The sequence below is a fragment of the Sulfurovum sp. UBA12169 genome, assembly GCA_002742845.1.
Classification (GTDB): Bacteria; Campylobacterota; Campylobacteria; order Campylobacterales; family Sulfurovaceae; genus Sulfurovum.
In genome coordinates this window covers 219,541-245,642 of sequence record DLUH01000005.1, presented here as the reverse complement: position 1 = coordinate 245,642, position 26,102 = coordinate 219,541, and the positions used below count along the sequence as shown (strand labels likewise).

Genomic DNA, 26,102 nt, shown 5'->3' with positions numbered 1-26,102 from the left:
CTAATAGTTTTTTTGTATGTCCATACATATACATTAAACAAACTACAAAAATCAAAACCAAAACAAGGTTAGCCTATGTTAAATTCTTTACATTCTGGTAACAGACTTCGCGTCGATTTTTCAAAAACCCCAAGAGAAATTGAAATCCCAAATCTACTCCAACTTCAACAAAAAAGCTATGAAGACTTTTTGATGATGGCAGAAAAAGACAGAAAAAATTCTACTTTAGAAAAAGTATTTAAAGCCTCCTTTCCCATCCATGATCAGCAAAACAGACTGACGTTAACTTATAAAAATTCAGAAATTATCAAACCGAAATATACTGTAAGAGAGTGCATGGAGAGAGGATTAACCTATTCTGTCTCTCTAAAAATGAACATTGCCTTGACCATTTGGAACAGAGATGAAAAAACCGGTGAAAAGCTTGACCCAAAAGAGATCAAAGAACAAGCGGTTTTTGTTCGCGACATCCCGTTGATGACAGATCGTACATCATTTATTGTAAATGGTGTAGAAAGAGTCATTGTCAATCAGCTTCACAGATCTCCCGGTGTTATTTTTAAAGAAGAAGAAGGGGCCGGCGCAGCGATACACAAATTGCTTTATTCTGCACAGATTATTCCTGATCGCGGTTCATGGCTTTATTTTGAATACGATGCAAAAGATATTCTTTATGCTCGTATCAACAAGAGAAGAAAAATTCCTGTAACTATTTTATTTAGAGCGCTTGATTATTCAAAAGAAGATATTGTCAAACTTTTTTATCCTACAAAAGAGATTAGCATTAAAGACAATCGTTTTCTCGTAAAATTTGACGCAGGTGATTTTGAAGGAAGGGCCGAGTATGACATCAAAGATACCAATGGAAACATTATTGTCAATGCAGGAAAAAGGCTGACTAAGAAAAAAGCGCAAAAACTTATAGAAGACGGTTTGCAATGGATAGAATATCCGCTTGAATTGCTGATGGAAAGACATCTTGCAACGCCGGTAGTAGATCAAGAGAGCGGTGAAGTGCTTTATGATGTGGTTACTCCTTTAGATGAAGGAAAGCTTAAAAAAATGATCGATCAAGGCATTAATACGATTCATATTATTAATGATCTTGCGGAAGGTACGGATGCTTCAATTATTAATGCATTTATTGCCGACAATGAAAGCTTGAGACTTTTAAAACAAACAGAAAATATTGACGATGAAAATGTGCTTGCTGCGATCCGTATCTATAAGGTGATGAGACCCGGTGAACCCGTAACGCCTGAAGCAGCAAAAGCATTTTTGCAGCAGCTTTTCTTTGATCCTGAAAGATACGATCTTACAGAAGTAGGACGTATGAAGATGAATCATAAGCTAGGGCTTGATACGCCAGAATATGTAACTGTTTTAACGGCAGAAGACCTTATCTATACGGTAAAATATCTTATTAAAGTAAAAAATGGCCAGGGTCATATCGATGACAGAGACCACTTGGGAAATAGAAGAATCAGAGCTATCGGCGAACTTTTAGGCAATGAGCTCCATAGCGGACTTGTGAAGATGCAAAAAGCCATTAGAGACAAGATGACAACTATTTCCGGTTCACTCGATGAACTTATGCCTCATGATTTGGTAAATTCAAAAATGATTACCAATACGATTTTAGAGTTTTTCTCAAGCGGACAACTTTCACAATTTATGGATCAGACCAACCCTCTTTCAGAGGTTACGCACAAACGAAGACTCTCTGCGCTTGGAGAAGGCGGCTTGGTTAAAGAGAGAGCAGGATTTGAAGTAAGGGATGTACACCCGACACATTATGGTCGGATTTGTCCGATAGAAACACCTGAAGGACAAAATATCGGTCTTATAAATACGTTGGCAACTTATGCAAAAGTAAATGAGCATGGTTTTATTGAGGCGCCATATAAAGTGGTGAAAAATAGACAGGTTACCGATGAAATTATTTATATTACTGCAACGCAGGAAGAAGACAAATGTATTGCTCCGGCTTCAACAATGGTTGACGAGAATGGGTACATTATCGAAGAACTTATTGAAACAAGACTCAACGGAAACATTGAGCTAAATGATTCAAGCAGAGTAGACCTTATTGACGTTTCGCCATTAATGATCTCCGGTTCTGCTGCTGCATTGATTCCCTTTTTAGAGCATGATGATGCAAACCGTGCTTTGATGGGGTCAAACATGCAGCGCCAAGCCGTACCTTTGCTTAAAACAGAAGCACCGGTGGTTGGTACAGGAATGGAAGCGGTTATAAGCCGTGATGCATGGGAATGTGTGAAAGCAAGACGCGCGGGAAGTGTTGAAAAAGTAGACGGTAAAAATATTTATATCATGGGAGAAGATGAAAGCGGCGTATTTATAGACCATTATCCTCTTGAAAAGAATATGAGAACCAACCAAAATACGACGTTTACGCAAACGCCTATTGTAAAACTCGGAGATAAGATCTGCGCAAATCAAATTATCGCCGATGGTGCCAATATGGATCAGGGTGAACTTGCCATCGGTAAAAATATTCTTCTGGCTTTTATGCCATGGAATGGGTACAACTATGAAGATGCGATCGTTGTTTCCGAGAAGCTTATTCGCGAAGATACCTTTACTTCTGTTCATACGTATGAAAAAGAGGTAGAAGCCAGAGAACTCAAGCATGGCACAGAAGAGATTACGCGCGATATCCCCAATATCAGAGAAGATGAATTGCTTCATCTTGATGAAAGCGGTATCGTAAAAATTGGAACTTATGTAAAACCGGGGATGATTCTTGTGGGCAAGGTGAGTCCAAAAGGCGAGATTAAACCGACACCTGAGGAGAGACTTCTTAGGGCTATTTTTGGTGAAAAAGCAGGACATGTTGTAAATAAGTCGCTCTATTGTCCTGCTTCAATGGAGGGTGTCGTCGTGGACATCAAGGTCTTCACAAAAAAAGGCTATGAGAAAGATGCACGTGCCATTCAAGCTTATGAAAAAGAAAAAGCAATACTTGATTCTGACCATCATGATCAGCTTCTTATGATAGACAGAGAAGAGATTTTGCGTATATCAAAGTATCTTGCCGGAGAAACACTTTCGAAAGATGTTACTGTGGGTGAATCTGAATATCAGGCAGGTTCAAAAATTCCCGAAGAAGTTATCAAGGAGATCAATAGATTCGCCCTTAGAGGAGTCGTTCAGTCTTATAAAGATGAAGTGCAAAATGAATATGAGGCATTGAAAAATTATTTCTTGAAGCAGAAAAAAAGACTTAAAAACGATCATGAAGAGAAATTAAGCGTGCTCGAAAAAGACGATATTCTTCCAAGCGGCGTCACTAAATTGGTTAAAATTTATATTGCTACTAAAAGAAAACTAAAAGTTGGGGACAAGATGGCGGGTCGCCACGGGAATAAAGGTATCGTTTCAAATATTGTTCCAGAGATTGACATGCCGTATATGGAAGACGGAAGACCTGTTGATATTATTTTGAATCCTCTGGGGGTGCCTTCTCGTATGAATATCGGGCAAATCCTTGAGGTGCATTTAGGGCTTGTGGGCAAAAAATTGGGCGAACAGATCCAAGAGATGTTTGAAAATAAACAACAAAATTTCATCCAAAATCTTAAAGCTAAGATGATCGAGATCGCAGACGTAGCCAAACTAATGAATGCCAAAGAAGTACTTGATGAGATGGACGATGAGTCTTTACTTAAATATGCCCGCGACTGGTCTAAAGGGGTGAAGTTTGCAGCACCGGTATTTGAAGGCGCCAATCAGCAAGAATTTGAAAAACTTTTCGCATTGGCAAAGATAGCAGATGACGGAAAAATGGTACTTTTTGATGGAAAAACAGGTGATCAGATGATTGAAAGAGTCAATGTCGGGTATATGTATATGCTTAAACTCCACCATTTGGTTGATGAAAAAATGCATGCACGTTCAACCGGCCCATATTCACTTGTGACACAGCAGCCTGTCGGCGGTAAAGCCCTTTTTGGCGGACAAAGATTCGGAGAGATGGAGGTTTGGGCGCTTGAAGCTTATGGTGCATCTCATGTACTTAAAGAAATGCTAACTATCAAGTCTGATGACGTTGAAGGTAGAGCAAGAGCCTACAGGGCGTTAACCAAAGGCGAATCTGTGCCTGAATCAGGAGTGCCTGAAACATTGTTTGTATTGACGAAAGAACTACAAGCATTAGGATTGGATACAGAATTATATGAGAAGAAAAAAGTAGTGGAGGGTGAACATGAGTAAGGGATTAGAGAATTTAACACCAATAGATCTCAATAGTGAAGAGAGACCGCTGGATATAGAAGCGTTACAGCTAAGAGTTGCCAGCCCCGAAAAAATACTCTCTTGGAGTTATGGCGAAGTAAAAAAACCGGAAACCATCAATTATAGAACCCTTAAACCCGAACGTGACGGTCTTTTCTGCGCAAAAATTTTTGGACCGATCAGAGATTATGAGTGTCTTTGCGGTAAATATAAAAAAATGCGCTACAAAGGTGTTGTATGCGAGAAGTGCGGCGTAGAAGTCACTACTTCCAAAGTAAGAAGAACACGCATGGGTCATATTGATCTTATTGCGCCTGTTGCACATATTTGGTATGTTTCATCTCTTCCGTCACGAATCGGTACGCTTTTGGGCGTAAAGATGAAAGATCTTGAAAGAGTATTGTATTATGAGGCGTATATCGTCAAAACACCTGCAGAAGCAAGTTATGACAGTGAAGGATTGAATCCCCTTCAAAAATATGATGTACTCAATGAAGAGCAATATCAGCAAATTATGCAACGTTTTGGCGGAACTGCATTGGACGTAAGAATGGGCGGAGAGGTCATTCAGGAACTTTTGGCAGAACTTGATTTGGTTGAAATGTTTAATCAACTCAAAGAAGAGATTGAAGCGACAAAATCTGAAGCAAAAAGAAAGACAATCGTCAAGCGCCTTAAGGTGATCGAAGCGTTTCTTCATTCGGGAAACAGACCAGAATGGATGATGCTGACGCAGCTGCCGGTTCTGCCTCCGGATTTAAGACCGCTCGTAAGCCTTGATGGCGGAAAATTTGCCGTTTCGGATGTAAACGATCTTTATAGAAGAGTTATCAATCGAAATCAGCGTCTTAAAAGACTTGTAGAGCTTGATGCTCCAGAGATTATTGTGAGAAATGAAAAACGTATGCTCCAAGAAGCGGTAGACGCTCTTTTTGATAACGGCAGACGAGGAAATGCAGTAAAAGGGGCCAATAAAAGACCCCTAAAATCACTTTCTGAAGTAATTAAAGGTAAGCAAGGACGATTTAGACAAAACCTTTTAGGTAAAAGGGTTGACTTTTCGGGACGTTCTGTTATTGTTGTAGGACCGGACTTGCGCATGGATCAATGCGGATTGCCTAAAAAAATGGCGATAGAGCTCTTTAAGCCCCATTTGATGGCAAAACTTGAAGAAAAAGGCTATGCGACAACGCTGAAGCAAGCTAAAAAAATGATCGAAAAACAAGAGAATGAAGTGTGGGAATGCCTAGAAGAAGTGGTTGAAAATTATCCAATACTTCTTAACCGTGCACCGACACTTCATAAGCTTTCTATTCAGGCATTTCACCCAAGGCTGATTGAAGGCAAAGCGATCCAATTGCATCCTCTTGTTTGTTCTGCATTCAATGCTGACTTCGACGGTGACCAAATGGCAGTACACATACCGCTTTCGGATGAGGCAATTGCAGAAGCAAAGGTGTTGATGCTGGCTTCCATGAATATCTTGCTTCCTGCTTCGGGTAAGGCGATTGCCGTTCCGTCTCAGGATATGATTTTAGGACTTTATTATCTTACGCTTGAGAAAAATGATGTAAAGGGTGAAAATAAACTTTTTGCCAACGTGGAAGAGGTAGAAATTGCATTTGAGCAAAATGCACTTGATCTAAATGCGCGCATAAGAACTGTGATAGAAGGAAAGATTGCAAAGTCAACCGCCGGAAGATTAATTTTAAAATCTATTATTCCTGACTATGTTCCTGAAAGATATTGGAACAAAATCTTGAAGAAAAAAGACATCGGTGTATTAGTTGACTATATCTACAAAATGGGTGGGGTAGCGCAAACGGCAACTTTCCTTGATGACCTTAAAGATATGGGTTTCAAGTATGCGACCAAAGTAGGCGTTTCAATCTCTATTGATGATATTAAGATACCTAGTATTAAAGAAGAACTTATCGTTTCTGCAAAAGCCGAAGTGAAAGAGATCCAAAGACAATTTGGTGCAGGTCTTTTGACTGACCAAGAACGTTATAACAAGATTATTGATATCTGGACAGATGCAAACAATAGTATTGCTGAACAATTGATGGATCTTATCAGAGGAGATAAAGACGGATTTAACTCGGTGTATATGATGGCTGACTCGGGCGCAAGGGGTTCTGCGGCACAAATCAGACAGCTTTCGGGGATGAGGGGACTTATGGCGAAATCAGACGGATCTATTATCGAAACACCTATTACGTCAAATTTCCGTGAAGGCCTAAATGTGCTTGAGTACTTTATTTCAACACACGGTGCAAGAAAAGGTCTTGCCGATACTGCGCTTAAAACAGCAAACGCCGGGTATTTGACCAGAAAATTGATCGATGTCGCACAAAATGTTAAAATTTCTATGACAGATTGTGGAACGCACGAAGGGGTTCAGGTTTCAGATATCGTTGTAGGTAACGAAATGATAGAACCGCTTGTAGATCGTATTTATGGACGTGTACTTGCTGAAGACGTTATCGATCCTATTACCAATGAAGTATTGGTAAGCGAAGGAACCATGATCGATGAAGAGACTGCAACAAAAGTGCAAGAAGCCGGAGTGAGATCGGTAGTGATAAGAGCCCCTTCTTCTTGCAAGGCACCTAAAGGCATTTGTGCAAAATGTTATGGGCTGAATATGGCAGATAATAAAATGGTAAAAACCGGAGAAGCGGTAGGGGTCATCGCAGCTCAGTCAATCGGTGAACCCGGTACACAGCTTACACTTCGTACTTTCCACACAGGCGGTACGGCAACTGCCGGAAAAGAAGAAAGACAGGTTGTGGCAAGCAAAGAAGGATTTATACGATACTATAATCTTTCTGTGTATCGTAACCGTGAAGGCAATTTGATTGTTGCGAATAGAAGAAATGCAGGTGTGCTTTTGGTTGAGCCTAAAATCAAAGCCATTGCGACGGGAACAGTATCGATTGTTGTAACACACGATGAATATATCGTTTCTGTTCGTGCAGAAGGCGCAGAAGAGATTAAATACAATCTTAGAAAAACCGATGTAGCAAAATCAAATGAGCTTGCAGGAGTTGCCGGTAAAATTGAAGGAAAACTTTTCTTGCCGCTTGAAGATGGAGAAAAAGTAGAAGAGGGTGACTCCATTGTTGATGTGATTAAAGAGGGATGGAGTATTCCAAGCCGTATCCCGTTTGCAAGCGAATTAAAAGTAGAGGATGGTGCGCCGGTAACACAAGAGGTTATTGCTGAAACAAAAGGCACCGTGAAGTTCTTCTTGCTTAAGGGCGATCATCTTGAAGAGTATAGCGAGCTGAAAAAAGATACCAAAGTGGTGAAAAAAGGTCTTTTTGCTGTGATTGTTGATGGTAACAACAGAGAGGCTGCAAGACACTACATCTCAAGAGGTTCTGTCGTTCAGGTAGACAACAATACAGTGGTAGGCAAAGGAGATATTCTTTCTGCACCAGAAGTTTCTACACAGGTAGTTGTGGCGGAGTGGGATCCTTATTCTGAGCCTATTATTGCTGAACAAAGCGGTACACTTAAGTTTGAAGATATTATTCCCGGGGTGACGGTTGTTGAGCAGTTTGATGAAGTGACCGGGGATATAAGGCTTGAATTGAACGACTATATTCCAACGGCATATAAACCGGCAATTATACTTGCAACCAATTCGGGCGAAATAATTCGTTACCAGCTAGATCCTAAAACGATTTTGTTTGTAAGAGACGGCGATGAGGTTAGTATTGCCGATATTTTGGCAAAAACACCAAAGGCAGCGCAAAAATCAAAAGATATCACCGGAGGTCTTCCAAGAGTATCTGAACTTTTTGAAGCAAGACGCCCAAAAGATATTGCGCTTATTGCTCAAATCGACGGGGTCGTAAGTTTCGGTAAGGCATTAAGAGGAAAAGATAGACTGATTATTACCGGCGAAAATGGTCAAGAGACTGAACAGTTTATCGATAAGAATAAAGTAGCTCTAGTGCATGCGGGTGAATTTGTGCATGCGGGCGAAAAATTAACAGACGGGACTGTTGCGAGTCATGATATCCTTGCCGCACTCGGCGAAAAAGCATTGTATGAGTACATTGTGAGTGAAGTACAGCAGGTCTATAGAAGACAAGGGGTAAATATCTCAGATAAGCATATCGAAATTGTTGTGTCTCAAATGATGAGACAAGTTAAAGTGATAGAGAGCGGAAACAGCAAATTCATCGAAGGAGATATCGTTTCTAGACGTAAATTCCAAGAAGAGAACGAAAGTGTTATTGCTCTTGGGGGAGAGCCGGCGATTGCCGAACCTATGCTTGTAGGTATTACCAGATCAGCCGTAGGTGCAGACAGTATTATTTCTGCGGCATCTTTCCAGGATACAACAAAGGTATTGACAACCGCTTCTATAGCAGGCACAATCGACAGGCTAGAAGATCTTAAAGAAAATGTGGTTATCGGTCGTTTGATTCCTGTAGGTACAGGTATGATAAATCTGGACAATATTCATTTGTCAAGAAACTAGCGACAAGATGCGCATTGTGCGCTTGATGTGTGAAGTTGCAAGTTCTATTCTTGCAACTTCATAAGCATTTTTTATAAGCTTATATAAAGCTATTTTCACTATAATATGCCTCCATTTTTCTATGATACAGCATATAAAAGTATTTGTTATAAATGTTTTTATATGGTGTAAAAACCAGATTCAATTCAAACTAACCAGAAAGGAAACGATTTGCCTACAATTAATCAGTTAATTCGTAAAGAGCGTAAAAAAGTGGTGAAAAAATCTAAATCACCTGCGCTTGTAAAATGTCCTCAAAGAAGAGGCGTATGTACCAGAGTTTATACTACAACTCCAAAAAAACCTAACTCAGCGCTTAGAAAAGTTGCCAAAGTTAGATTAACAAGCGGATTTGAAGTTATTTCATATATCGGCGGCGAAGGCCACAACCTGCAAGAGCACTCGATTGTACTTGTAAGAGGCGGAAGAATCAAAGATTTACCGGGTGTGAAATATCACATTGTTCGTGGCGCCCTTGATGCCTCAGGTGTAAATGGCAGAACAGTTGCCAGATCCAAATATGGTACCAAAAGACCTAAAAAATAGTAAACCTTTTAACTAAATAGTAAAAGAGGAAACCTCCAAAGAGATTCCGAAATACGTTTCGAATGCGATCAATGGGGTGAGTGTAAGCTTAGTAATAAGCTTTAAACAGGTGTTGTCAAAAACCTTAGGGGACAAGACTTGAGTAAATCAACAAGTAAAGATTGAAGAGGAAATAATAATGAGAAGAAGAAAAGCTCCCGTTAGACCGGTATTGCCAGATCCGGTACACGGTTCTAAAGTATTAACAAAATTCATCAATGCGATTATGCTGGATGGAAAGAAAAGTGTTGCGCAAAAAGTAATGTATGCTGCATTAGAGAGAATTGAATCAAAATCAGGCGAAAAAGGCATTGAAGTATTTAATAAAGCAATGGACAATGTGAAGCCTGTAATGGAAGTAAAAAGCAGAAGAGTAGGCGGTGCTACTTATCAAGTGCCAATCGAAGTGAGACCGGCTAGACAACAATCACTTGGTATCAGATGGATTATAGATGCAGCCAGAAAAAGAAATGAAAGAACAATGATGGAGCGCTTAAGTAATGAACTTATGGATGCGGCGACCGAAAAAGGTTCTGCATTTAAAAAGAAAGAAGATACTTATAAAATGGCAGAAGCAAATAAAGCATTTGCTCACTATAGATGGTAAGGAAATAAATCATGGCACGATCGCACAAACTTGAAGATGTAAGAAATATCGGTATTGCTGCTCATATTGATGCAGGAAAAACAACAACGACAGAAAGAATCCTGTTTTACACAGGAGTAGAACACAAAATCGGTGAGGTGCATGATGGTGCTGCAACGATGGACTGGATGGAACAAGAACAAGAAAGAGGTATTACGATTACTTCTGCCGCGACAACTTGTCAATGGGCAGGAAAACAGATCAATATTATCGACACTCCGGGCCACGTTGACTTTACGATCGAAGTTGAGCGTTCAATGAGAGTATTGGATGGCGCTGTTTCAGTATTCTGTGCGGTTGGCGGAGTTCAGCCTCAGTCAGAAACCGTATGGAGACAAAGAAACCGTTATGGTGTACCTTCTATCGTATTTGTTAACAAAATGGATAGAACAGGTGCAGACTTTTATGAAGTTGAAAGACAAATTCGCGATAGACTCAAAGGAAATCCGGTACCGATCCAAATTCCTATTGGGGCAGAAGACAATTTTGAAGGTGTGGTTGACCTTATAAAAATGAAAGAGATTGTATGGGATGCAGACGCTGCAATGGGTTCAGCATACCATGAGCAAGACATCCGAGAAGAGCTTCAAGACAAAGCACAAGAGTATAGAGAAAAAATGATTGAATCTATCTCGGAAGCTGAAGGCAATGATGCGCTTATGGAAAAATTCCTTGAAGGCGAAGAGTTGACACAGGAAGAAATCATTGCTGGTGTCAAAGCCGCTACTATCGGTATGTATATTGTCCCGATGACAGCCGGCACAGCCTTTAAAAATAAAGGGGTTCAGACACTTCTAGACGCAGTTGTTGCCTATCTTCCTTCTCCGGTAGAAGCGATGGATATCAAGGGTACAATGATGGATGATGAAGAGAAAGAGGTCATCGTGCCATCTACCGACAATGGTCCATTTGCTGCATTGGCATTTAAAATTATGACCGATCCGTTTGTGGGCCAATTAACATTTATCCGTGTCTATCGAGGTTCATTGAATTCAGGTTCATATGCGCACAATACGACAAAAGATAAAAAAGAGCGCGTGGGCCGTATCATGAAGATGCATGCTATTAAACGTGAAGAAGTTGATATGATCCATGCAGGTGAAATCGGTGCGGTTGTCGGACTGAAATATACTACAACAGGTGATACGCTTTGTGATCCGTCAGATAAAGTTGTACTTGAAAGAATGGATTTCCCGGATCCTGTTATCTCTGTTGCGGTTGAACCAAAAACAAAAGCTGACCAAGAAAAAATGGGTATCGCATTGGGTAAACTTGCCGCAGAGGATCCATCCTTTAGGGTCAATACGGATGAAGAATCAGGCCAAACAATTATTTCCGGTATGGGTGAGCTTCACCTTGAGATCATTGTTGACCGTATGAAACGCGAATTTAAAGTAGAAGCGGAAGTAGGTGCACCGCAAGTTGCATACCGTGAAACAATCAGATCATCTGTTAACAAAGAGTACAAATACGCAAAACAATCAGGCGGTCGCGGTCAGTACGGACACGTATTCCTCAGGATTGAACCGCAAGAGCCGGGTGCCGGATATACATTTGTGGATGAAATTAAAGGCGGGGTGATTCCAAAAGAGTTTGTCCAGCCTGTTAATAAGGGTATTGAGGAAGCTATGGGAAGAGGTATCCAAGCCGGATATCCTGTAGTGGATGTCAAAGTAACACTGTATGATGGAAGCTATCATGATGTGGATTCATCTGAAATGGCCTTTAAACTCGCAGGTTCTATGGGCTTTAGAGAAGGTGCCAGACAAGCAAATCCTGTGATCTTGGAGCCTTTGATGAAGGTTGAAGTTGAAGTGCCTGAAGAGTATATGGGTGACGTTATTGGCGATATCTCGAAAAGACGCGGTCAGGTTAACGGCATGAACGACAGAGCAGGAAATAAAATTGTAGATGCTTTCGTACCGCTTTCTGAAATGTTCGGATATTCAACTGATTTACGCTCAATGACACAAGGTCGTGCAACCTATGCAATGGAATTTGATCACTATGAAGAAGTCCCAACCAATGTAGCCAAAGAGATTGTTGCGAAAAGAAACAGCTAATTTTTGCAGCACTTTACTGCGCTTTTAAGAGTAGTTGTATCAAAGCATATGCTTTGATACATAACTCTTTTCCCTCCTCTACTTTTTAACTACTTCCTAAAACAAATAGTACCGGTTCCAAAAGTAAAATAAGATATACTAGCCATTGGTTTATAAAAGCTGTAAATAATGGGGTTTGGTATGATAAATTCAAGTAGAGATCTCGTCTTTCCCTGGATAAGGCAAGCAGTTATCTTTTTTATTGGGACTAGTACGGTTGTATGGAGTGCGGTAACAACAGGACTCATACTCGATAAAAAAAATGCCAAACCGATTGAATCAGCAATTATCACCTCAGAAGGAAAAGAGTATCGCACGGATGCAAACGGAGTTTTTCATGTACCCCTTTCAGAAAGTATCGGCATACGCGCTGTTGGATACGAGCGTACATTTTACAAAAGGGGCGGCACAATCTATCTTGATCGCATTACTCCTAAAGCTCTTTATCTCTCGAGTTTTGGAGCTTCACAAGATAAAATAATCAATAATGCCAAACATCTCATCCGAACCACCGAAATCAATGCGTTAGTTATTGATATAAAAATGGATCGCGGACAGATAGCCCACAGAAGTTCCAATTCTGTCGCCAACAATATCCACGCACAAAAGATGGTCCGCTTTAGAGATTTAAAACAGTTTGTAACTGATTTAAAAAAAGAGAAAATTTATACCATTGCACGAATTGTATGCTTTAAAGATACTACTTTTGTTAGAGCTTATCCGCAATGGGGAGTCAAAAAAGCTGACGGTACGTTGTTTAAAGACAGAGAGGGACTCTACTGGATAGATCCGTCGCAAAAAAAAGCGTGGGATTATATCATTTCTATTGCCGAAGAGAGCGCAGAAGCGGGATTTGATGAAATACAGTTTGATTATGTTCGCTTCCCGGACCGTAAAGGACTTAAATTTTCAGTCAAAAATACACAATCAGAGCGTGTCAAAACAATTAACGAATTTTTGAAACATGCACGAACACGTTTGACTCCTTACAATGTATTTATCTCCGCAGATATTTTCGGTTATGTATGCTGGAACAATGCCGACCTTGGGATTGGCCAGAGAGTTGATGCGATGGCGTCATATGTTGATTATCTTTCTCCTATGCTTTATCCAAGCGGTTTCCATGTGGGAATTCCCGGCTACTTAAATCCGGTTAAGGCTAACTATGAGATCGTCAATCATACACTAAAAAAAGCACTCGAAAAATCCGGAGGTTCACCTCTGACTTACCGCCCATGGCTTCAAGCTTTTCGTGATTATGCCTTTGACCGGCGCAACTATGGCCAGAAAGAGATTCGCGATCAAATCCGTGCCAGTGAAGATTTTGGCAGCTGCGGATGGATGTTGTGGAATGCGCGCAATGTTTACACTGCCGCCGGTCTTCTTCAATCGGAAACAGCAAGTGATAGCCCTGTTCGGTAAACATACACAAAACAGCTTTTCTTTGCGGCTAACGGGTGAAATTTGCAAGGAAGATAGCATTGGCACTGAGTAGCATGTATTTATTTTTAGTAATTTTTTTGTTTACAGATTTTTTGCGTGGAGACACAATAGAGAAAAAAGTTCCCATTTTGTGCTATCATCGTTTTGGCACCGAAGCAAGCGATGCAATGACAATTAAAACCGATGCATTTGCCCAACAGCTTGCATGGCTTAAATCGAACGGATACACAGTGGTTTCCCTAGAGAGTGCAATCAAATATCTCAAAGGAGAAACAGAATCCATTCCTTCCAAATCAGTTGTCCTCACCGTTGATGACGGGCATAAAAGTGTTTATGCCCATATGGCTCCATTGGTGATAAAATACCGTATTCCTGTAACACTGTTTATTTATCCCAGTGCAATATCCAATGCCAAATATGCCATGACATGGGAGCAGCTGCGGGAACTTGAAGCAACGACGTTTTTTCGTGTTGAATCACACACCTACTGGCATCCCCATTTTAAACAAGAAAAGAAAAAACTTTCATCGAGCGAGTATGCCAAATTTGTTGACAGGCAACTTCGTGGCGCCAGACAGATACTCGAAGAAAAAATGGGACACGAAGTGACATATCTGGCATGGGCATTTGGAATTTATGACGATGAACTTGAAGCAAAAGCGATACACGCAGGCTATAGCGCCGCACTGACAATTGATGACAGGCATGCAACACCAAAAGATTCAATGATGGCTATACCGCGGTATATGATCGTGAGTAAATATGATATCAAAGCATTCGGAAAAATCATCAATAAAGACAGGAGAAGAAAGTAAAAAAGAACAACGGTTGATTTTATTGTTGGATTTATATGCATTTTGTCTTGTGTGCAGCAAAATGCTCTTTGATGAGCCATATTGGTAATTGATAAACTAAAATGCTCTAGGCTCTTGCGCCATCAGTATCCAGTTCATATTAATATGGTGTTTTTTGCAAAAATAAGCTATGGCTTCATAGGGAATTTTTTCCCTTTTCTTGATAACGGCAAAGTAAGGAGCCGAGAGTCCAAGTGCTTCTGCAATATCTTTATCAAGGATTTTCTTTTTGTCTGAGTGCAGCATAATGGTGTACTTTACCCTTTGTATGACATTTTCAAAATCTATCATGATTCTCCTTTGTGTAATGCAGGGTATCATAATAGATTTTTAAAATACTTTTAAAAAGAATGTCAAATTGTAATACGTATCAGTTCGCTTTACTGTCTATTTCTATGATAGTGTGTACGTTGCCTCTTGGATTAAAGTCTGCTACAAGCTTCATGGATTTTGGTTCTAATTTTGAAAAGAGTGTATCATATATCTCATTGGCTACATTTTCATGGGAAATATATTTATTTATAAATGAATTGATATAGAGCTTAAGCGCTTTGAGTTCGATCACTTTTTTATCAGGCTGGTAGGTAAGTTTAAGTGTAGCAAAATCCGGATAGCCTGAGCGTGGGCATTTTGCCATAAATTCAGGAAGTTCAATATTTATCGTGTAATTTTTTTCATGCTCATTGGGCCAGTAATGTTCTGGATCGTTGATATCAAAATCCAGAATCTCTTTTTCTCCGTATTTCATTTTTCGTCCTTTAGTTGTATTTGTAAATTAAATCTTTTTCATTTAAGGGTTCACCTATTCCAAAACCTTGCAAATAATCAATGCCAAGTGTTTTAAGCGATGTTTTTTGTTCTGCTTTATCTACCCATTTAGCAACTGTAAGGATAGCAAGTTCTTGGCTCATTTTTATCAGTGAGCGCAGCATGGCATAATTGGTTTCATCGTTTAGGTTTGTGATATAGTCACGATCAAACTGTACCATATCAAACTTGAAATGTTTTATATATTCCATCGAAGCGTTGGATGCGCCAAAATTATCAATACAGATACGTATTCCTTTGGCTCGAATGTACTTAAGTGTTTCAAGATAGCCGCTTAGATTATGATGAGCTTTTCGTTCATAAAGTTGTATGATTAAGCGCGAAGGACGAATATTGGCTTGATCCAGGGCAGAAAAAAACTTTTCTTGAAAGGTTTTGCTTCTGAGGGAAAAAGGTGAAAGATTGAACGTTAGAGAGATGCTTTCGTCCAAAAGAGGCAAAAGGGTAAAAACGCGTTTGACAATCAGCCAATCATACTGTCTTCCCAGACCCAGCCGGTTGATGATGGGAAGATATACTTTAGGCAAAATACTGATTTTGTTTTTTGTTTTTAATTTTACTGATATTTCATAGATGTCGACCTTGTTGTTCTTAACATGGAGCAGCGGCCTAAACGTAAGTGAAATATCCTCTTTTTGTAAAGCATCAACAACAGAAGTTTCAATAGCTGTAATCTCTTTCGCATCTTTTACAATATTGTCATTTTTTTGTTCGGGGGCGCTATTGTTTTGTGTTTGGATAATATCTTTAAGTTGAGAAATGATTTTTTCAAAACCTTGATCGGTATTGGTGATAACTGCAAATTTATAATCCAATTCGATATCGTTAATGGTTTTATTTTTTTCAATAATGTCATTGAAGATCGATTGGATGTTTTGATGGTTTTCATTTAGGGCAATTAAAAATTCTGCCCCATAGCGTCTGCCTATAAGCGCATTGTGTAACCCCTGTTCCGCAAGATCTGAGTTTAGCTGATGTATAAGGGTATAGAGCAACAGATCGATTTCTTCTACACCATAGTGATCATTGAGTGTTTCAAGGTTGTCTACGATAAGAAGTGCAAGAGATTTTGGTTTGTAATGTCGTAGTTTTTTGATAAAACTCTTTTGGTTGAATCCTTTTGTGGTTTGATCTACCAATGTTTCTTTCGCGCTGATTTCCATAAGAAAATAGACAAAATACACACTGATAAAAACAATACCTGCAAGCAATAGCTGGTTTTCTGGACCAAGATCGATATTTTTGTTTTTTAAAAAAATAGCATAAAACACCAAAAAAACAAGAAGCAAGATAGGAATGGCAGCCCTAAGGGCAAGCCTAAACCGCCGCCCCCGCTCTTCCAGTTCTGAAAGCAGCATTAGACATCCAGATGTTTTACATCTTTTGCATGGCTCTCGATGTAATTTCTTCTAGGTTCTACTTCGTCTCCCATAAAGAGAGTAAACGTATCGCTGGCTTCTTCTACGTCATTTATTTTTACTTGAAGCAATCTTCTGTTCTCAGGTGTCATGGTTGTTTCCCAAAGCTGCTCTGGGTTCATTTCTCCAAGACCTTTGTAGCGCTGAATATAGGCGCCTTTTTTTGCCGAGGCTTCTACTTCAGCAAACAGTTTAAGCAGATCTTTGTCTCTAAATTCATCGGTAATGTGTGACTGTATCTTTTGATGGATATGAATAGCTTCATTGTAATGAGGATTGGTGAAGAGGATCTCGTCTACGATAAGTTCTTCAAGTCCGTCTTTGGTTTGCACAAAAAGATGGATCGTGTCATCGGTAATGCTTTTGCTTAGAATGTTATATCCCAAATCGGTAATAAATTTTTCTATGGTTTGTGCCAGTTCTTTATTTGATGCGCCTATGATATCCGGTGTTTCTATCATATAGCGAAGCACTTCAAGTAAAGCAAAACGTTTTTCTATCTCTTTGAGGGTCATTTTGTAGTAGGCAACAAGCTTAAAGAGATCAACAAGGTCAGCTATCCCCATTGTTTCGCTCTCTATGGCTGATATGCCGTTTTCAATAAGATAATCGTTGAGAGCCTTATCGTCTTTAAGATAGATTTCATTTTTGCCTTTTTTGTAACGGTAAAGAGGAGGCTGCGCAAGATATAAATATCCCCTTTCAATCACCGGGCGTAAAAATCTGAAAAAGAAAGTCATCAAAAGCGTTTGAATATGGCTGCCGTCAACATCGGCATCGGTCATGATAATAATTTTATGGTAGCGAAGCCTCTCCCCGTCAAACTCATCTCCTATACCGCAACCTAAAGCGGTGATCATATTTTTGATCTCATCGGATTTAAGGATTTTATCCAATCGTGCTTTTTCTACATTGAGAATTTTACCTTTAAGCGGTAAAATTGCCTGGAAAACCCTGTCTCTTCCCTGTTTTGCCGAACCGCCTGCAGAATCCCCTTCCACCAGATAGATCTCTGATATTACAGGATCTTTGCTTTGGCAGTCTGCAAGTTTGCCCGGAAGCGTTCCTATGCTCATGGAATCTTTGCGTTTAACCAAATCTTTCGCTCTTTTGGCCGCATCTCTTCCTCTGGCGGCAAGCAATACCTGCGCCATAATCGCTTTGGCTTCAAGCGGAGTCTCTTCGAGGTACTTGTTGAAGTTTTCTGAGAAGAATTTTTGTACCAAAGGACGCACATAGCTAGAGCCTAATTTCCCTTTGGTTTGCCCTTCAAATTGTGGTTCAGGAACACGTACGGAAACAATTGCAACAAGTCCTTCTTTGCAGTCGTCACCGGTAATCTTTGTGTTTTTCTCTTTTGCATTGGCATTATTGGCAATATAGCTTGAAAGCGATCGCGTAAGTCCGGTTCTAAAGCCGGTTTCATGTGTACCGCCATCCGGAGTTTTGATGTTATTGACGAAAGAGAGCACTTTGTCGGTGTCAGAATCGCAATACATTAAAGCGATATCTATCTCAATATCATCGGTCTTCCCTTGAAAGAACTGTGCGGTAGAAAGAGGCGGTTTGGTGTTCATGTCTTCTACAAACTGGCGTAATCCTCCTTCGAAATGGAAGGTCTCTTGTGTTGCGTCTCTTTCGTCTTTAAATTCGATTTTGATTTGGGGGTTGAGATAGCAAAGTTCTTTAAAGCGTTTCATCAAAATGGATTTTTGAAAAACCACACCTTCGGTAAAGATCGTTTCATCAGGCCAGAATTCTATCTTGGTTCCTTTTTTACGACTGCTTCCTGTAGCAACCAAAGGATCCTGGGGAATACCTTTTCTGAATGTTTGTTCATAGGTATTGCCTTCGCGGTGGATGGTAAGATGCAACTCTTTGGAAAGTGCATTGACAACAGAAACACCTACTCCATGCAAACCGCCTGAAACCTTATAGGTATCTTTGTCAAATTTCCCTCCCGCATGAAGTACGGTGAGCACTACGGTCGCCGCAGAGATTTTTTCACCAGGATGCTCGGCTACAGGGATACCGCGCCCATTGTCTTCAATGATTGCCGAACCGGCTTTAGTGAGTGTGACTTTGATTGTATCGCAAAAGCCGGCCATTGCCTCGTCAATTGAGTTGTCTACTACTTCATAGACAAGGTGATGAAGTCCTTTTTCGGAAGTATCACCGATATACATTCCTGGTCTTTTTCTTACTGCTTCAAGTCCCTTCAGGACTTTAATATTACTGGCACCGTAATCACTCATATTGTAGACTCCAATTTTTTGGGTTTTGTAGATTATAAAGATATTTATTTTACCCTAAAGTAGCTTAGATATCGAGTGCTGTGCGCTATTGGGGCGATAAAGAAGTGTTGTGCGGTTTTGAAAAGCCGGGCTAGAGCAGCATCCCGCTTTGTTGTTTTTTGGTGCTGACTATATCGATCGCATCGGGATCGATAAATTGTTTTCTTTCAAACGCATCAATGCCGTATCGTCCAACCATTGCAGCATTGTCGGAACAAAATTCCAATGGTGCAACATGCATTGTTTTTTTAAATTCATAGCAAAGATCCAGGTAAGCGCGACGGAGATATTGGTTAGCCGAAGCGCCTCCTACGATAGCAAAATCTTTGATAGATTCTTTGGCAAAGATTTTTTTGCTTTTTTGAATCAGATGAAGTTTGACGGCTTTTTGAAACGAGGCGGCCAGATCCGCTTTGTCTTTTTCGTTTATGTTGTCACTTCCTCCCAACTCTTCAACTTTGAGCCGTACAGCATTTTTCAATCCTGAAAGTGAAAAGGCCACCAGGGGGGAGTTGCGTAAAGGTACGGGAAGATCGAAACGACTTTCGTCGCCTTTTTGGGCAAGCTGTTCTATGAGTGGCCCTCCGGGATAGCCCAATCCCATCATCTTGGCGCATTTATCAAAACTCTCTCCGACACTGTCGTCTATGCTCGTCGCAAGAATTTCCATATGGTCAAAATTTTTGACGCGGATGATTTGGGTGTGCCCCCCTGAAATAAGTAAAACAAGCAAAGGCGTAAGGGTTTCTTTTTCGATAAAAAGAGAGTAAATATGTGCTTTAAGATGATGCACGGGGATGAGAGGTATCTTTAAAAATGTTGCCAATGTTTTTGCCATCGTAATCCCCTCAAGCAGGGTCACCCCAAGTCCTGGCTGATGGGTAACGGCAACGGCTTGGAGCTTATCGAAGTAAGGTTTGGTCTCTTGCAGTATCTGGGGAAGTGCTACGGCATGCAATCTTGATGCAAGTTCAGGTACAACACCTCCATAGCAAGAGTGTTCTGCCTCTTGAGAAATTTTTTTATGGTAGAGCACTTGTTTGGTTTTTATTTGGGTTACAGCTATGGAGCTGTCGTCGCAACTGCTTTCAATGCTAAGTATCATGAAAATCTCCGAATGGAATTTTCAAATGAGAAATGAGAAATGAGAAATGAGAAATTTTGGATGGTATGGCTTCGCACTATTTTTTCCTTATATTTTCTTTTGTGATGATTCATTGCCCGTTTTTGATGACTAATTTTTCAATCAGTTCCCATTTCCCGTACCCGCTATCGGTATTGATGTGGCCCGCATTGTGAAGGATGATCGGCATGATCCCAAAATGGCCGGCGATCTTGCGTGCCTCATCCGGGGTGATATAGGGATCGTTATCAGAGACGATCATTGTTACCTCTTTAGCATGCAGAGTATCGGGCAGAGGGCAGGGAAAGAAGGTTTTGATCGTTTCAATCTGTGTGGCAAGAGAAGGCGGCGATACAAGAAAAAGACGTTTGATCGCGGGTATCTTGTTCTGTGAAAGCCAAAACCAAAGCGTGTTGCCAAGCGAGTGACAGACTACAGTATCTGGTTTAAAATCCTCAAGAATACTTTTGAGCTGTTTTGTCCATCGGTTTTTACTGGGAAAGTGACAATTATCAAGCAGAGGAAAAGAGACGGTACCATAATTTTTTGCTATAGTTGCTGCAAGTTCGGCCTGCCAATGAGGAGCATCGCTTCCTCCCCAACCGTGAAGTATGAGCACTTTATTTTGCGTTGACATAGGCTCTTACTTCCTTGTCTATCGCGATGATCTCATCAATGCTTTTTGGTTTGATATTCTCAAATTTTTGATACGCCCTTAAAACCATTTCGCTCATTCCAAAAAAAGAACATCTCTCTTGCTCAAACGCTTTGATGGCTTCTTCGTTGGCTGCATTGACCACAACGCCAAGATGAGGGTGGGCTAAAAGATGTGTTTTGATCTGCCAGACAGGATAGTGCTTCTCGCAGATAGGTAAAAATTCTATACTTCCTATCTTTAAGAGATTAGTAGGTGGCAAAACAGGTTCGTGGATTTCACCCATTAACGCAAAGGCAATAGGCAGTTTCATGTCTACTTCTGCAAGGTGTGCGGTTGTAGAACCGTCTTTAAACTCTACAAGAGCATGAATAATGGATTTTTTTTCTATTACCGCATCGATTTGTGTAGTATGAAAAAGCCATTTGGCCTCCAAAAGTTCAAAGAGTTTATTGGTCATTGTGGCAGAATCGATGGTTATTTTATTTCCCATAGACCAGTTGGGATGTTTGAGTGCATCGGCAAAAGAAGCGCCGGCCATTTTTTTGGTTTCCCATTCTCTGAAAGCGCCCCCGCTTGCGGTGATATAAAGTTTGGAGAGCGGTCGTTCATTGATCAGATACCACAATCCAAAATGTTCACTGTCTATAGGGGTAATAAGGGAAGTATCAATAAACTCGCCTGCAACAACAAGTGACTCTTTGTTTGCGAGGGCTACTTTTTTTCCAAGCGCAGTCGCTTTCATGGTAGGAGCCAACCCCGCATAGCCTACCAGTGCATTAACCACAGTTTGGCTTTGTGACATTTCAAGGAGTTCCAAGATCCCTTCTTCGCCGCAAAGTACATAGGGATGGTTCACTTTGTCTTTGTCGTTTTTGTTCGCAATGGCAACGATCTTTGGTTGATGTATTTTGATCTGCGCATTGAGCAGATCAATATTGCTTCCGGCCGCCAATGCTTCAATGCGGATGTTGTAACGCTGGGCAATGAGCAAGGTATTGACGCCTATAGAACCTGTAGAGCCAAGAAGAACGATACTGGACATATGAAAACTACAGAAGCGCTCTTAGTGCAATAACCATAATAATGGCGCCAAAAAGATATCCGTCTATTCTATCCAGTATTCCTCCGTGCCCGGGGAGAAGATCGCCGCTGTCTTTCACTCCTGCCTCGCGCTTGAGATAGCTCTCAAAGAGATCACCAAAAACCGAAGAGACAGAAGTTGCCAAGCTGACGATAAAAGCTATACCCCAGTCTGCAACATAAAGTCCGGCAAAACTGCCCAGTATAGTAGCCAGAATGACTCCTCCGAGCACCCCTTCTATTGTTTTGTTGGGCGAAGTGTCAGAAAATTTGGTTCTACCTATCGCCTTGCCTGTAAAAAAAGCACCTATATCTGTGAGCGCCACCGCAACAAGCAGCCAGAACATCGCAGCAATACCGAAATCTTTATAGAGGATAAGAAAAAAAAGTATCCCGCTGACAGGATAGAGAAACGGCAAAAGCAGTCTCTTGTCAAAATTATGAAAATAGGCAAGAGAGGAGGCAAAAATAACAGCCATAAAGAAAAAAAGATCATCAGGATTGGGATAAAAATAAGCAACGATCCATAGAACTAAAGCCCATACATACATAGAAGGAGCGGTAAGATTGAAAAGCTTCATTGCTTCATAAAATGCAAAGATATAGATAAGCCCTAAAAAAGCCCACATTACAAAAAAACTATCAATCCATCCAATCAATCCGACCAATGCCAAAAGAGCTATGCCTGTAAGCCATCGCTCTTGATAGTCAGTAAAAATTTTAGTCATTGTCCTGTTCCTCCTCTTGAGAATTTAAATGATTATATCATGCTTTGGATTATAGGGTACTTCTAGGCAGGCTAAATTCTGATCTCTACCCCTTCTTTTGTGACGCGAATGGTTTGATACTGATTGTACAGTACGCTTGAGCCTTCCTGAATTTTTACAAATTTGCGTTTGGTGTAATCCACAGCATAATCTCCGGGGTTTTTGACAGAGAAATCAACACACAGTTTTGCTGCGGCTTCGATGACGCTTTGTGGAAGATTTTGTTTGTCGGTTCTGATGATGACATGGGAAGAGGGCAGATCTCGTATGTGCATCCACACATCATTGGCTTTGGCAATTGCAAGCAGTTTTTGGTTTTCGTTGCTGTTTCTTCCTACAAAGACTTTGTAGCCCTCTATCCAAAAAAGTTCTCCCTCTTTGAGTTTCTCTTTTTTTCGTTGCGCTTTGGCGCGTTTGGGCACAAGAAGTTCAAGCTCATAGGGCTCTTTGGCTTGCTCAAGCGCATAGTAGATATTGTCATAAAAGGTTTTTTTACTCTCGAGATTTTCTTTTTCGATATGGATATTGACTGCTTTGTTTCTGGTGCGTTTTGCAAGGTTGAAAAAGTAGTCGCTCATGCGGTTGACTTTGATGTTTTGAGGCAGTTCTATGGTAACTTCATTGCCTTCAAAATCACAGGTTTTAAGCAGGGTATCATAGGGTTTGATCTGATAAAGATTTGCTAAAATAAGATTGGCATACGTTTTGTATCTCTTCTCTTCTTCTTCCAGTTTTGCTTGATCGGGCAGTTGCGCTAAGAGCCGGGCAAGTTTTTCGCTTTTTTTTGCAATAAGAGAGCACTTTTGTTTTTTTAATTCCAAAAGTCTTTTTGCCTGTATCTGTCTATATTTCTCTTCAAGACAGGCATCGATATCGGGCATCTCTTTTTCTGTCTCTTCTTGTTGCTTATGCGGTGGGATCGCGAGAAGTTGTATGCCGGGACGGACTACACGAAATGAACTGTCGCTGTCTATATGCCTGAGTGCTTCAATGATGACTTCATTGTTGTCCAAAAGTATTGCATTGGTGTTTTTACCTGTAAACTCCATCTGCAGATAGATAGTACGGTCTTTGTAACTGCTTTTAGGGGCAATACTTATGCGTAAAATACGGTCATGATTTGACACTTCAATGTGGACAATCTTACTTCCTGAAAACAGGGTATGAAGCAGGGTGTCAAAGGGGGCAGTATAGCCTTGAAGCGGTCTTTGCGAAGGAGCTTTGTAGATGAAGCTGTGACCCCTTGTGAGATTGAAAAAATAGCTTTCATTTTTATCAAATGTCAACTCTATGGTATTGTCCTCTATGCGTCTTGCGCGGCTGATAAAAGCAAAATCATTGAGACGTTTGGCTATGGCTTTGAGTTCGTAGAGTTTCATGATCAAATGTCCTTAAAACATTTTCTTGCCAAAGCTTCACCTTGGTGAGAGAATCTGTATGGTTTGTTGGTTGTAGAATTTTACCATAAAAATATTTTGGTATAATTCGCGTAACGCAAATAGCATTTAACCAAGGATAACCAATGGGACAAACCATTACAGAGAAGATCTTCTCAGAACATGCAGGCAAAGAGGTGCATGCAGGAGAGATCGTAAGAGTAGATATTGATATGATTATCGGTAATGATATTACTACCCCTATCTCTATTCGGGCATTTGAAGAGAGCGGAGCCGAAAAATTGGCAAAGCCTGATAACTTTTGTATCGTCATGGATCACTATATTCCTGCCAAAGATATCGCATCAGCAAATCAAGCTAAAATCAGCCGCAATTTTGCCTACAAACATGATATGAAGTATTTTTTTGATGAAAAAGATATGGGTATAGAGCATGCGTTGCTTCCTGAAAAAGGTCTTGTGGTTCCGGGAGATGTGATCATCGGAGCAGATTCGCATACCTGCACGCATGGAGCATTGGGCGCATTTTCTACCGGAATGGGAAGTACGGATTTGGCATTTGGGATGATTACGGGAGGCAATTGGTTTAAAGTGCCCGAGACAATTAAAGTGATACTTACCGGAAAACCTGGAAAACATATTTACGGCAAAGATATCATTTTGGAACTTATCCGTATGATAGGGGTGGACGGCGCACTTTATAAAGCGATCGAGTTTACAGGCGATGCAGTACAGTACCTTGGTATGGCAGATAGATTTTCTATCTCGAATATGGTCATTGAAGCAGGCGCTAAAAACGGTATATTTGCAGTAGATGAGGTGACACAGACTTATCTTAGAGAGAGAGAAGAGGCAAACGGGGGACTTAGAGCGCAACCAAAAATACACTATGCCGATGCCGATGCAACCTATGTTCAAACGCTCACAATTGATACGGCAGCACTTTCGCCGGTGATCGCCTACCCATTTTTGCCATCGAATGGTAAGCCTGTAGAGCAAGCTGTCAAAGATGATTTGAAGATTGATCAAGTCATGATAGGGTCATGCACAAACGGGCGTATTGAAGATATTCGTATCGCTGCAGAGATTATGAAAGGCAAAAGGGTGGCAAAACATACCCGCATGATCGTGACCCCGGCTACACAAAAGATTCTTTTGCAGGCACAGCATGAAGGATTGATTGATATACTTATCGAAGCGGGCGCAGTGGTTTCGAACCCTACATGCGGTGCATGTTTGGGGGGGTATATGGGTATCTTGGGAGACGGTGAACGTTGCGTTGCTACGACTAACCGTAACTTTGTAGGAAGAATGGGCGCAAGAACTTCCGAGATCTATCTTGCCAATTCGGCTGTGGCGGCGGCTTCGGCGATTGCCGGCAAGATCGTCGATCCACGCGATCTTTAATGATGGAGTTTGATCGGCCGCAAAGGAGCGTCTTTGAAAAAAAGTTCGTTCACCCATCTCTTTCCTAAAGACCCAAAGGAAGAGGCTGCAACAGACCACCTCTCGACCAAGTCTGCCAAAAAGGCGGCTTTGGTATTTTTCACCCTGTTTTTTCTGCTTTATCTCAACTACAAACCCTACGAGAGTGCACCGCATCAGATCGCAAGTGTGACGGAGTATCTTTTTGCTATCTACCGGTTCATTATTGTGCAGACGCTCGGCATCGTACATGAAGGCGGGCACGGAGTATGCTATATCCTGCCATGTCCGCAGTTTATCATGATAGCGATGGGTACGCTGTTTCAATGGGGCTTTCCGCTTGGCATTGCATATTACTACAAAAAACAAGGCAATAGGATGGCATTTTTGGCCGGGCTGTTTATATTGGGTATCTCGATGGACCATACCGCGTGGTATATGTCCACCGCGCATGAGGGCGCCATACTTTTTGCAGATAAGTCATTTTTGGGCGTGGACGCGCTCCATGACTTTCACTATATCTTCAGCACATTGGGTGTGCTTGAATATGAAGCATTATTCTCTGGCCTTACCAAAGCAGCCGGGCATTTGCTTATGGTAGGCGCTTTGATTGGGATGTTTTTTGGGGCGTTTTCAAACAAAAATTAATATATTTAGCCAGTAGCTAAAAAGTTGTCTTTTGTGTAAAA

18 protein-coding genes are annotated in these 26,102 nt (G+C 40.9%); 9 read left to right on the top strand and 9 right to left on the bottom strand.

Going from position 1 to position 26,102, the window contains the following annotated elements; all coding sequences use genetic code 11:
* The first annotated feature begins 75 nt into the window (after positions 1–75).
* The 7 genes from rpoB to CFH81_06125 all read left to right on the top strand — a co-directional run bounded on the left by rpoB (position 76) and on the right by CFH81_06125 (position 14,385).
* The gene (gene rpoB / locus CFH81_06155) at positions 76–4,236 is read left to right on the top strand and encodes a DNA-directed RNA polymerase subunit beta (protein ID DAB39809.1); all 4,161 of its coding nucleotides are present in this window, start codon (positions 76–78) and stop codon (positions 4,234–4,236) included.
* Positions 4,229–8,755, top strand: coding sequence for a DNA-directed RNA polymerase subunit beta' (gene rpoC, locus CFH81_06150; protein ID DAB39808.1), 4,527 nt, complete (start codon positions 4,229–4,231; stop codon positions 8,753–8,755). Before rpoB ends, rpoC begins: the two co-directional genes overlap by 8 nt.
* A 210-nt stretch (positions 8,756–8,965) precedes the next feature.
* Complete coding sequence (locus tag CFH81_06145; protein DAB39807.1) at positions 8,966–9,340, top strand: 30S ribosomal protein S12; 375 nt, start codon at positions 8,966–8,968, stop codon at positions 9,338–9,340.
* A 178-nt stretch (positions 9,341–9,518) separates the two neighbouring features.
* Positions 9,519–9,986 carry a 30S ribosomal protein S7 gene (locus CFH81_06140; protein DAB39806.1) on the top strand — a complete coding sequence of 156 codons (468 nt, stop codon included), beginning with the start codon at positions 9,519–9,521 and terminating at the stop codon, positions 9,984–9,986.
* Positions 9,987–9,997: 11 nt separating this feature from the next.
* Positions 9,998–12,088, top strand: a complete 2,091-nt coding sequence (gene fusA, locus CFH81_06135; GenBank protein ID DAB39805.1) for an elongation factor G — start codon at positions 9,998–10,000, stop codon at positions 12,086–12,088.
* A gap of 180 nt (positions 12,089–12,268) precedes the next feature.
* Positions 12,269–13,549 carry a GTP-binding protein gene (locus CFH81_06130; protein DAB39804.1) on the top strand — a complete coding sequence of 427 codons (1,281 nt, stop codon included), beginning with the start codon at positions 12,269–12,271 and terminating at the stop codon, positions 13,547–13,549.
* A gap of 74 nt (positions 13,550–13,623) precedes the next feature.
* A complete protein-coding gene (locus tag CFH81_06125) occupies positions 13,624–14,385 on the top strand; it encodes a polysaccharide deacetylase (protein ID DAB40441.1) in 762 nt (253 codons plus the stop codon).
* 96 nt (positions 14,386–14,481) lie between these two features.
* Here CFH81_06125 and CFH81_06120 read toward each other — a convergent pair whose 3' ends face one another.
* The 9 genes from CFH81_06120 to CFH81_06080 form a co-directional block, all read right to left on the bottom strand.
* On the bottom strand, positions 14,482–14,715 hold the full coding sequence (locus CFH81_06120; GenBank protein ID DAB39803.1) for a hypothetical protein: 234 nt from the start codon (positions 14,713–14,715) through the stop codon (positions 14,482–14,484).
* A gap of 79 nt (positions 14,716–14,794) precedes the next feature.
* Positions 14,795–15,172, bottom strand: a complete 378-nt coding sequence (locus CFH81_06115) for an NADPH-dependent 7-cyano-7-deazaguanine reductase QueF (GenBank protein ID DAB39802.1) — start codon at positions 15,170–15,172, stop codon at positions 14,795–14,797.
* 10 nt (positions 15,173–15,182) lie between these two features.
* Positions 15,183–16,610 carry an EAL domain-containing protein gene (locus tag CFH81_06110; protein DAB39801.1) on the bottom strand — a complete coding sequence of 476 codons (1,428 nt, stop codon included), beginning with the start codon at positions 16,608–16,610 and terminating at the stop codon, positions 15,183–15,185.
* Positions 16,610–18,925 (bottom strand): DNA topoisomerase (ATP-hydrolyzing) subunit B, encoded by a 2,316-nt coding sequence (gene gyrB / locus CFH81_06105; protein ID DAB39800.1) that lies wholly within the window; start codon positions 18,923–18,925, stop codon positions 16,610–16,612. The genes CFH81_06110 and gyrB overlap by 1 nt, the downstream gene beginning before the upstream one ends.
* 130 nt (positions 18,926–19,055) lie before the next feature.
* The gene (locus CFH81_06100; GenBank protein DAB39799.1) at positions 19,056–20,069 is read right to left on the bottom strand and encodes a tRNA (adenosine(37)-N6)-threonylcarbamoyltransferase complex transferase subunit TsaD; all 1,014 of its coding nucleotides are present in this window, start codon (positions 20,067–20,069) and stop codon (positions 19,056–19,058) included.
* Between the two features lie 109 nt (positions 20,070–20,178).
* Positions 20,179–20,724, bottom strand: a complete 546-nt coding sequence (locus tag CFH81_06095) for a hypothetical protein (protein DAB39798.1) — start codon at positions 20,722–20,724, stop codon at positions 20,179–20,181.
* Positions 20,708–21,778: a 1-deoxy-D-xylulose-5-phosphate reductoisomerase gene (locus CFH81_06090; protein ID DAB40440.1), complete on the bottom strand. Its 1,071-nt coding sequence runs from the start codon at positions 21,776–21,778 to the stop codon at positions 20,708–20,710. Before CFH81_06090 ends, CFH81_06095 begins: the two co-directional genes overlap by 17 nt.
* A gap of 16 nt (positions 21,779–21,794) precedes the next feature.
* Positions 21,795–22,553, bottom strand: coding sequence for a phosphatidate cytidylyltransferase (locus CFH81_06085; GenBank protein ID DAB39797.1), 759 nt, complete (start codon positions 22,551–22,553; stop codon positions 21,795–21,797).
* A 71-nt stretch (positions 22,554–22,624) separates the two neighbouring features.
* Complete coding sequence (locus CFH81_06080) at positions 22,625–23,971, bottom strand: hypothetical protein (protein ID DAB39796.1); 1,347 nt, start codon at positions 23,969–23,971, stop codon at positions 22,625–22,627.
* Positions 23,972–24,114: 143 nt separating this feature from the next.
* On the opposite strand from CFH81_06080, the gene leuC reads away from it, so the two are divergent.
* Complete coding sequence (gene leuC, locus CFH81_06075) at positions 24,115–25,395, top strand: 3-isopropylmalate dehydratase large subunit (protein DAB39795.1); 1,281 nt, start codon at positions 24,115–24,117, stop codon at positions 25,393–25,395.
* A 33-nt stretch (positions 25,396–25,428) separates the two neighbouring features.
* The gene (locus CFH81_06070; GenBank protein DAB39794.1) at positions 25,429–26,061 is read left to right on the top strand and encodes a hypothetical protein; all 633 of its coding nucleotides are present in this window, start codon (positions 25,429–25,431) and stop codon (positions 26,059–26,061) included.
* Positions 26,062–26,102 lie beyond the last annotated feature (41 nt).

What these genes read in the sequence shown, in the direction of transcription:
- CFH81_06125 (DAB40441.1), top strand. Translation starts at nt 13,624, where the DNA reads ATGTATTTATTTTTAGTAATTTTTTTGTTTACAGATTTTTTGCGTGGA.
- CFH81_06100 (DAB39799.1), bottom strand. Translation starts at nt 20,069, where the DNA reads ATGATACTTAGCATTGAAAGCAGTTGCGACGACAGCTCCATAGCTGTA.
- CFH81_06130 (DAB39804.1), top strand. Translation starts at nt 12,269, where the DNA reads ATGATAAATTCAAGTAGAGATCTCGTCTTTCCCTGGATAAGGCAAGCA.
- CFH81_06085 (DAB39797.1), bottom strand. Translation starts at nt 22,553, where the DNA reads ATGACTAAAATTTTTACTGACTATCAAGAGCGATGGCTTACAGGCATA.
- rpoB (DAB39809.1), top strand. Translation starts at nt 76, where the DNA reads ATGTTAAATTCTTTACATTCTGGTAACAGACTTCGCGTCGATTTTTCA.
- gyrB (DAB39800.1), bottom strand. Translation starts at nt 18,925, where the DNA reads ATGAGTGATTACGGTGCCAGTAATATTAAAGTCCTGAAGGGACTTGAA.
- rpoC (DAB39808.1), top strand. Translation starts at nt 4,229, where the DNA reads ATGAGTAAGGGATTAGAGAATTTAACACCAATAGATCTCAATAGTGAA.
- CFH81_06120 (DAB39803.1), bottom strand. Translation starts at nt 14,715, where the DNA reads ATGATAGATTTTGAAAATGTCATACAAAGGGTAAAGTACACCATTATG.
- CFH81_06140 (DAB39806.1), top strand. Translation starts at nt 9,519, where the DNA reads ATGAGAAGAAGAAAAGCTCCCGTTAGACCGGTATTGCCAGATCCGGTA.
- CFH81_06115 (DAB39802.1), bottom strand. Translation starts at nt 15,172, where the DNA reads ATGAAATACGGAGAAAAAGAGATTCTGGATTTTGATATCAACGATCCA.
- fusA (DAB39805.1), top strand. Translation starts at nt 9,998, where the DNA reads ATGGCACGATCGCACAAACTTGAAGATGTAAGAAATATCGGTATTGCT.
- CFH81_06080 (DAB39796.1), bottom strand. Translation starts at nt 23,971, where the DNA reads ATGAAACTCTACGAACTCAAAGCCATAGCCAAACGTCTCAATGATTTT.
- CFH81_06095 (DAB39798.1), bottom strand. Translation starts at nt 20,724, where the DNA reads ATGTCAACGCAAAATAAAGTGCTCATACTTCACGGTTGGGGAGGAAGC.
- CFH81_06110 (DAB39801.1), bottom strand. Translation starts at nt 16,610, where the DNA reads ATGCTGCTTTCAGAACTGGAAGAGCGGGGGCGGCGGTTTAGGCTTGCC.
- leuC (DAB39795.1), top strand. Translation starts at nt 24,115, where the DNA reads ATGGGACAAACCATTACAGAGAAGATCTTCTCAGAACATGCAGGCAAA.